Below are 6,422 nucleotides of genomic sequence, written 5' to 3'. Positions count from 1 at the left end.
AAAATGCCAAAGTCCGCTTCTGGCACTGAGTGGACACGACATCAACACCCTGCAGGTTTCACCGCAAGTCGAATCGTCAGCGCGGCAGCCTAACCAGTAGAGCCGCCAGTTTCTGCCGTACTGCCGGAAGCCAGCTTACGCAGGAGTTCACCCTGAAGATAATAATTCACAATACCGTCATTTATTCTGCCCCCTAAAGACTGATAAAAACGATTTGCTCCGGGGTTTGATTTCTCGGCGTTCCAACTGAGGCTAAGACACTCCTGTTCAAGAGCGAGTTTCGCAACAAAGCACATGATGGATTTCCCTGTGCCTTGACCTCTGTTGTTCTGAGAGACATACAGCTCTTTAATGTGCAGCTGACCGCTGTATCGGGGAGAAGGGTAGAGAAGACTGCAGCACGCCAGCCCAACGATATGAGCATCGCAGCGAGCCCTGAGTACCAGAGTCCCGGAGAGCTGACTGAACAGTCGATTGCGGAGGTAATTCTTTAACAGTGATTCCTGAATGATGCCCTTGCCATAATAGTGCTCTTCCATTTCGGTAAAAATTTTCACCATGGATTCCCATTCATCTGGCGGACACCGTTCTACCGTTATTTCCATATTTACTCCTTTCAGCTAACTACACGCCAAGGCCGGGGCAAGTTGCTCTTACATAGCAGTTCTAAGCATTCCGGCCCGGCTGCCGGGTTAGCTTCGCCGATCCGTCAGAAGCGGCGTTACTTTTCACTTCGTCCAGGATACTGGATTGCTGAGCCATTCATGTTCCTTTCTTACCGCGTATATCTAATTGAGCAATAGCCTCTTGCAGGTGTTCCAGAAACGCCTTCACTTTCACCTGTAGGTATTTTCTGCCGGAATAGAGCGCGTACAGCACCAAATCTTCGGGTTCGCGGTTACAGTTAATTTTAACAAGGGAGCCGTTATTGATTTCTGATTCACAGGCATGGAGAGGCAAAATGGCGAAACCAAGTCCTTTTAGTGCAGCGGCCTTGGCCATCTGTCCACTGTTCACCTTATAGCTGGACTGTACCTGGACGCTTTGGTTTTGTTTAAATCTCCAGGGCATTCCCTGGAGTACCGACATACTCGTAATGCAGGGGGTTTTGGTGAGCTCATCCACCGATTGTGGTGAGGGGTGACGTTCCAGAAGTTCTGGTGCAGCTACCACACCACTCGGCCAACGCAGAATTTCCCTGGCTACCCAGCAAGAATCTTCCAGTGGTCCACGTCCAAAGCGTAATATCAGATCGAATCCATCCAGTAGGCCCTCTGTTGGATCCAATTGTGTGTCACAACTGAGCTGTATGTGTGGATGCTTGATGCAGAAGTCAGCCAGAATATCTGCCATGAATGGAAGGTCTGGTGTAATGATCTTCAGGTGACCTGATAGTGAATCACCAAACAGTGCGACTTCTTGCAGTGCATGATCCAAAGCGTGCGTGAGCGGCGTAATGGATTGATACAGCATTCTACCGGCTGCGGTTGGCATTATCTTACGCGTCGTACGCTCCAGTAGCCGCAGATGAAGTTGCTGTTCAAGTAAAGCGACATGTCTACTGACATTGGACGATGGCAACTGAAGCTGCTCTGACGCGAGCTTAAAACTCAGCTTTTCATAAACCACCTGAAAGCTGATAAGCCACTGCAATTCACATTTTTCAATCATTAATTATCCCAAAAAATGAGATTAACAAAGCTATAACTCTATATTTATCATTAATCAGGTGGTCATTACAATTTTCGTTAAGTTTCATAACAGGAAAATAATGATGACCAGGCCTAAGAAAATTGCCATCGTAGGTGCCGGCGTTGCTGGAATGGCACTTGCAATACTCGCGACCCAACAGGGCCATCAGGTTAGCCTGTTTGAGCGTGGCAGCAACGTCTCTTACATGGGAGCTGGCGTAACTTTATGGCCCAATGCCATGTTCGTCATGCAGAAGATGGGGCTGGACGAAAAGGTCAAGCATGTAGGTGGTACACCGTTCATGATGCGGCAGTTTGATCGGAATGGTTACCTTCAGACGCAGTTCGATATTTTAGCAGTGAATTCACTTTGCGGTTTTCCGAGTGTGACCGTGTTACGGCGTGAACTGATGCACTTACTGGCCGCCAGGTTAGAGAGCCTGGGCAGGGAGATTAAATTCAATTGTTCAGTCACTACTGCGGACGTCAGGAAGTTGAGCCTGGCGTTTGATTTAGTCGTCGGCGCTGACGGGCGAATGAATTCAGTCGTTCGTCAGTCATTACATGGGGACAAAGAAACGCCTCGTTATCATGGTTTCGTGAACGTAATAGGAGTGGGAAGGCAACAAGAGGGTGCATCGAACAACGCTATTGATGACTTTCGCGGGCAGGGTGAGCGTTTTGGTATCGTCCCGGTGAAGGACCGGTTGTGCTATTGGGCAGGAGCGTGGAACGCTCCTGTGGACAATGAACGTCCTCGGGCACATTGGTACAATGAGTTGCATCAGCATTTTCGAGACTGGCCTGATCCTGTGCAGAACTTGTTGCTGTCATGTGATAGTGCATCTGTTAAGGGCATTTTCGTGCATGACATTGATCCTCTTCCCTTTTGGCATCAAGACAATGTTGTAATCATCGGGGATGCGGCTCATGCTTCCTTGCCGACCTCCGGGCAGGGAGCCTGTCAGGCGCTGGAAGATGCATGGCACCTGACTTGTTTACTGAAGGAGACAGATGATTTGGAAATGGCTCTGCAAGGCTTTTACCAACAGAGACATATCAAAACCTCAGCAGCGCAGTGGGTTGGAAGACAATTCGCTAAAAAAATTTTTTCTGAGCAGCCTGAACCACTGCTACCTGCATCCACTATTTCCGCAGCAGAACTCAGTCGGTTCTGGATGCAGGGTTTAAAGCATGTAGCCTTCTGAAACCAGGTGATAAGAATGCGGTATGACTGTCTGTCAGATGAATACTGACTGGTGCGATGTTATTACCTGATAACGTCCGCTTCTGACACACCGCTGAAGTTAATGTCAGGTATTAATGAGAATAACATTTGTACCTGACTGGATGCCGCAGCAAGGCTGAAGAGGGACAAGCTTCTCATCAGATAAGAAAGTTAAACACTCTCAACCACTAATCGGGGTGCCTATTGTCCCTGAAAACGTTATAATTACTGAGTTTGTTCTCTCCGTATTATCGCGGCTGCTAACCCCGATCATTCTTTGAGAGAGAAATTATGCAAACGATCCGTACCCGAGGCTGGCGCAAGTCGCAAAAGCAACGCAATAAGTCTCGAGATATTCACAATGCTTTATTAACTTTTCGTGGCGAAAAAAACTGGAAGATGCTTTATACGCGGTCAGATAAATTGCTGCGTGCCGCACAACTGGGGCTTGAGTATCCACGTATTACTAACCAACAGCTTGCCTCACGAGGTCTGGAAGAGTACCAGGTTTCTGATGAATATACTTTTTATATGCAGTCGTAATCAATGGCGCAGCCCCACGGCGGAACAGGTGTTCCGCCGTCATCCAACCCTTTCCGTGCGTTCTGCGGGCACAAGCCGGAATGCTAAAAAAAAGGTGTCTGCTGATCTGCTTCAGTGGGCCGATATTATCTGCGTTATGGAAGAGAAGCATAAAAATCGTCTGGTGGCAGAATATGGCCGAATCATTGCTTTTAAGCCACTGCACATCCTGGATATCCCCGACGATTACCTCTTTATGGATCCCAGGCTGGTAGCCATACTGAAAGAGACCGTGCCGGCAATGCTGAAACTCACCGTTCAGGGAACGGATAGCCATTAACCCTTTGTTCAGCCTACCATTAACGTCCCCTGATGGTCTGTTTTCGCGCCAGCCATAGGGTGATCAATCTCCCTACTGGCACTCGGGAGCTACTCGGAAACAGCATAGCGAAGAAAGACCGGGTGTCTATCAGGACGCTCCGCCAGTTCTGACAGATTTCATGTTTCCAGGGCGAAATGTCACTATTATTTTAAAAAAAATCAACAGGATAGCGACGATGAGAACAGTCGAGTTTTTGCTGTATACCCTAAAACCCGGCACCGGGAAAGACTTCCACAGGATAATGACGGAGCAGAGCGCTCCGCTTCACCGTTTAGCGGGTATGGATATTATTTCTTTTGGTATATCAGCCCACGACGACGACGCTTACTATCTGATCAGGGCTTATGACAGCCTCTCCCAGCTGAAATCATCTCAGGAATCTTTCTATAATAGTGAAGAGTGGCGTCTTGGCCCCCGGCAGGCCATTATCGATAGAATAAGGGTCAGCGTTAAATCAGTGCTCATGCTTAGCAATAATGCGATTGATAATTTACGATCCAGCTGAATCACTTTTAAGAATAAGTGATGTCTGAGGAAGCAGGCGGCGTACGCATGCCAGCCTTGCTTCATTAAGTTCCATTATGGCACAGGGTAGCCAGGGGAATACGATTGTGGGGGACCATCAGGTAAGGTTACCTGCTCAATATCAGCATCAATCGTGTTCAAAGATTTTTACCGAGGATATGAACCTTTACATCAGATGTGGAGGTTTTATGGAAAAAATCCTGAATGAACACCATCCCCTGTTTTTCATAGAATTGACGCGCACGTTTGTTATGTTCGTGAACTTCTAACCAGAGATAATCATTGCCGCGCTCTCTCGCTTTTTCAGCGATGTCATCAAGGATCTGCCTGCCATAGTTTTTCCCCGTTTCATCCGGCGAGAGGTAAAGTTTGTTCAGCAGCGTTCCCTCCTGACGGGTTCCGGGGATATGACATCGCCATGTGACTTTTAAGAAGCCGACCGGTTTTGAAGACTCCACAATATACCAACTGACGGCGGGATCGTTGAGGCTATGCTGAATCGTATGTAACGAATACTCCTGCTGAAGGTATTCATTCATTTCTTCTTTTGAATCCCAGTAATGTTGCAAATGGTGCGTATATAAACGGATGCCTAACTGATTGAGAAGGGCGGCTTCGGATTGTTTCGCATCTCGCAGAATAAACGTCATAGCGTGTTTGCCATTGTCAGTCGATATCAGAGGGGGAAAGTAATCTGCCACAGTAAACGAAAAAATTCAGGGTGCAAACAAATCCGCTCCCCATGCGGTCAGTCAGGAGATCTAAACGCTAACCCGGTCGGCACAAAGCAGGGAACAGTGCGCACCGACCGGAACCGCTGGCAGGATCAGACGTGCATCTGTTTTTTCCCCGTTCCGGTTAAATCCGCCTCCGTGGCGCGTCCGGCAAAATCCACCTCAAAATCATCGGCGGCGAAGTCCGGGGGTGAACGGCCGTCGACAAATGCCGGCCACTGGCGCTGCAGATAGGCGGCGTTCTTCTCACACCAGGGCGCTGCCGCAATGTACATCACATTGCTGTCAAATTCGCCGTGATGCTCATTTTCCACGGCATGGACCACGTCGCAGTGCCAGAACACCGTGTCGCCAGGCTCCATATCCGGAATAGAGGAAAAACCTTCAAGTAAAAGAGGATGGAATTTTTCACTGACCGACAGCGCCCGGCCCGGAGCCGCGCCGCACAGGTCATCTTCTGCTACGTCATCCTGCAGGGCACGCAGTAATATCCACGCCATGGCGTTAGCCACCGGTAGCAGTTTCAGGGTGCCGCCGTGCCGGCGCTGCGGCGTCAGGGCGGTCCAGCCCTGAAACGTGCGGAACATTGAGCAGACGGCGGGTGAGGCGAACTCGCGCACTTCCGTCCGGCCTTCGGCATCGAACGGATTATAATGCTGCCAGTCGCCGCTGAAGACGTGGCGGTATACGTGGCGGAAGTTTTCATCCAGCCAGCGTTCCAGCGATCCGCCGTCAACGTGCGGCGACAGGCCCAGTGAACCGGAATGTGGCGGGCGGCGGCGAATGCGGTCGGCATAGCTGACGATGCGGGTGGGATCAAAGTGCTGTCTGCCCTGGCTTTCGGTCTGCCAGAGCGAATTCAGAAAGACCTGAACCGCCTGCATGCGTGCATCCTGCCGCGCCTGAACCTGGGGCTGTGACCAGTACACGCCGTAGATCTGCGGTTTTCCCTGCTTCAGGTCACCGAAATAGTTATCTTCGGCGGCATTTTTGAGTTTCTCAACGAACTGATTATCGTCAAGATAGTGGCTCATCTCTTCGTTCCACGCGCGGGCCTGCGGAACGGGGAAAACCCCGCGAACCGTGCAGCAGCCGCGCTGGCGGATCTGGTTTTTTTGGCTCTCGGTGATGCGGTGGTGAAAAATATCGTCGGCATCCAGCTGCGGCACCGGATGCTCCCCGCGTTGCTGCTCCGCGTGAAGCACATCAATCTGGCGGCGCATCTCCTTGTCGAGTTCGGCAAATACCTGGCGGTAGTGCGGAAGCTGTTGGCGGAGCTGCATTTTAACGTGGCGAATGGCGTCAGGAATATTGTCAATTTTGAGGTCAGTCATGTCGTT

At 50.1% G+C, this 6,422-nt stretch carries 8 protein-coding genes; 4 read left to right on the top strand and 4 right to left on the bottom strand.

The features are described 5' to 3' along the window. Nucleotides 1–89: 89 nt before the first annotated feature. The gene (locus EPE01S_RS02965) at nucleotides 90–539 is read right to left on the bottom strand and encodes a GNAT family N-acetyltransferase (RefSeq protein ID WP_062743109.1); all 450 of its coding nucleotides are present in this window, start codon (nucleotides 537–539) and stop codon (nucleotides 90–92) included. Nucleotides 540–762: 223 nt separating this feature from the next. Next, nucleotides 763–1,671: a LysR family transcriptional regulator gene (locus tag EPE01S_RS02960; RefSeq protein ID WP_062743066.1), complete on the bottom strand. Its 909-nt coding sequence runs from the start codon at nucleotides 1,669–1,671 to the stop codon at nucleotides 763–765. A gap of 100 nt (nucleotides 1,672–1,771) precedes the next feature. On the opposite strand from EPE01S_RS02960, the gene EPE01S_RS02955 reads away from it, so the two are divergent. The 4 genes from EPE01S_RS02955 to EPE01S_RS02945 all read left to right on the top strand — a co-directional run bounded on the left by EPE01S_RS02955 (nucleotide 1,772) and on the right by EPE01S_RS02945 (nucleotide 4,328). Beyond that, the gene (locus EPE01S_RS02955; RefSeq protein ID WP_245006720.1) at nucleotides 1,772–2,899 is read left to right on the top strand and encodes an FAD-dependent monooxygenase; all 1,128 of its coding nucleotides are present in this window, start codon (nucleotides 1,772–1,774) and stop codon (nucleotides 2,897–2,899) included. 311 nt (nucleotides 2,900–3,210) lie between these two features. Then, a complete protein-coding gene (locus tag EPE01S_RS22725) occupies nucleotides 3,211–3,462 on the top strand; it encodes a hypothetical protein (RefSeq protein ID WP_072277383.1) in 252 nt (83 codons plus the stop codon). After that, nucleotides 3,434–3,781: a low molecular weight protein tyrosine phosphatase family protein gene (locus EPE01S_RS02950; RefSeq protein ID WP_062743064.1), complete on the top strand. Its 348-nt coding sequence runs from the start codon at nucleotides 3,434–3,436 to the stop codon at nucleotides 3,779–3,781. The genes EPE01S_RS22725 and EPE01S_RS02950 overlap by 29 nt, the downstream gene beginning before the upstream one ends. A gap of 217 nt (nucleotides 3,782–3,998) precedes the next feature. Next, nucleotides 3,999–4,328, top strand: a complete 330-nt coding sequence (locus EPE01S_RS02945) for an NIPSNAP family protein (RefSeq protein ID WP_062743063.1) — start codon at nucleotides 3,999–4,001, stop codon at nucleotides 4,326–4,328. 157 nt (nucleotides 4,329–4,485) lie between these two features. Here EPE01S_RS02945 and EPE01S_RS02940 read toward each other — a convergent pair whose 3' ends face one another. Together EPE01S_RS02940 and EPE01S_RS02935 are read right to left on the bottom strand one after the other, a co-directional pair. Further along, nucleotides 4,486–4,998, bottom strand: coding sequence for a GNAT family N-acetyltransferase (locus EPE01S_RS02940; protein ID WP_062743062.1), 513 nt, complete (start codon nucleotides 4,996–4,998; stop codon nucleotides 4,486–4,488). A gap of 176 nt (nucleotides 4,999–5,174) precedes the next feature. Beyond that, nucleotides 5,175–6,416, bottom strand: coding sequence for a DUF1479 domain-containing protein (locus EPE01S_RS02935; RefSeq protein ID WP_062743061.1), 1,242 nt, complete (start codon nucleotides 6,414–6,416; stop codon nucleotides 5,175–5,177). Nucleotides 6,417–6,422: the final 6 nt, after the last annotated feature.

Source organism: Erwinia persicina NBRC 102418 (assembly GCF_001571305.1).
In the GTDB taxonomy this organism is placed as follows: Bacteria; Pseudomonadota; Gammaproteobacteria; order Enterobacterales; family Enterobacteriaceae; genus Erwinia; species Erwinia persicina.
The sequence above is the reverse complement of the archived record's forward strand: the minus strand, read 5'-3'. Positions and strand labels throughout refer to the sequence as shown.

What these genes read in the sequence shown, in the direction of transcription:
- EPE01S_RS02965 (WP_062743109.1), bottom strand. Translation starts at nt 539, where the DNA reads ATGGAAGAGCACTATTATGGCAAGGGCATCATTCAGGAATCACTGTTA.
- EPE01S_RS02960 (WP_062743066.1), bottom strand. Translation starts at nt 1,671, where the DNA reads ATGATTGAAAAATGTGAATTGCAGTGGCTTATCAGCTTTCAGGTGGTT.
- EPE01S_RS02955 (WP_245006720.1), top strand. Translation starts at nt 1,772, where the DNA reads ATGATGACCAGGCCTAAGAAAATTGCCATCGTAGGTGCCGGCGTTGCT.
- EPE01S_RS22725 (WP_072277383.1), top strand. Translation starts at nt 3,211, where the DNA reads ATGCAAACGATCCGTACCCGAGGCTGGCGCAAGTCGCAAAAGCAACGC.
- EPE01S_RS02950 (WP_062743064.1), top strand. Translation starts at nt 3,434, where the DNA reads ATGAATATACTTTTTATATGCAGTCGTAATCAATGGCGCAGCCCCACG.
- EPE01S_RS02945 (WP_062743063.1), top strand. Translation starts at nt 3,999, where the DNA reads ATGAGAACAGTCGAGTTTTTGCTGTATACCCTAAAACCCGGCACCGGG.
- EPE01S_RS02940 (WP_062743062.1), bottom strand. Translation starts at nt 4,998, where the DNA reads ATGACGTTTATTCTGCGAGATGCGAAACAATCCGAAGCCGCCCTTCTC.
- EPE01S_RS02935 (WP_062743061.1), bottom strand. Translation starts at nt 6,416, where the DNA reads ATGACTGACCTCAAAATTGACAATATTCCTGACGCCATTCGCCACGTT.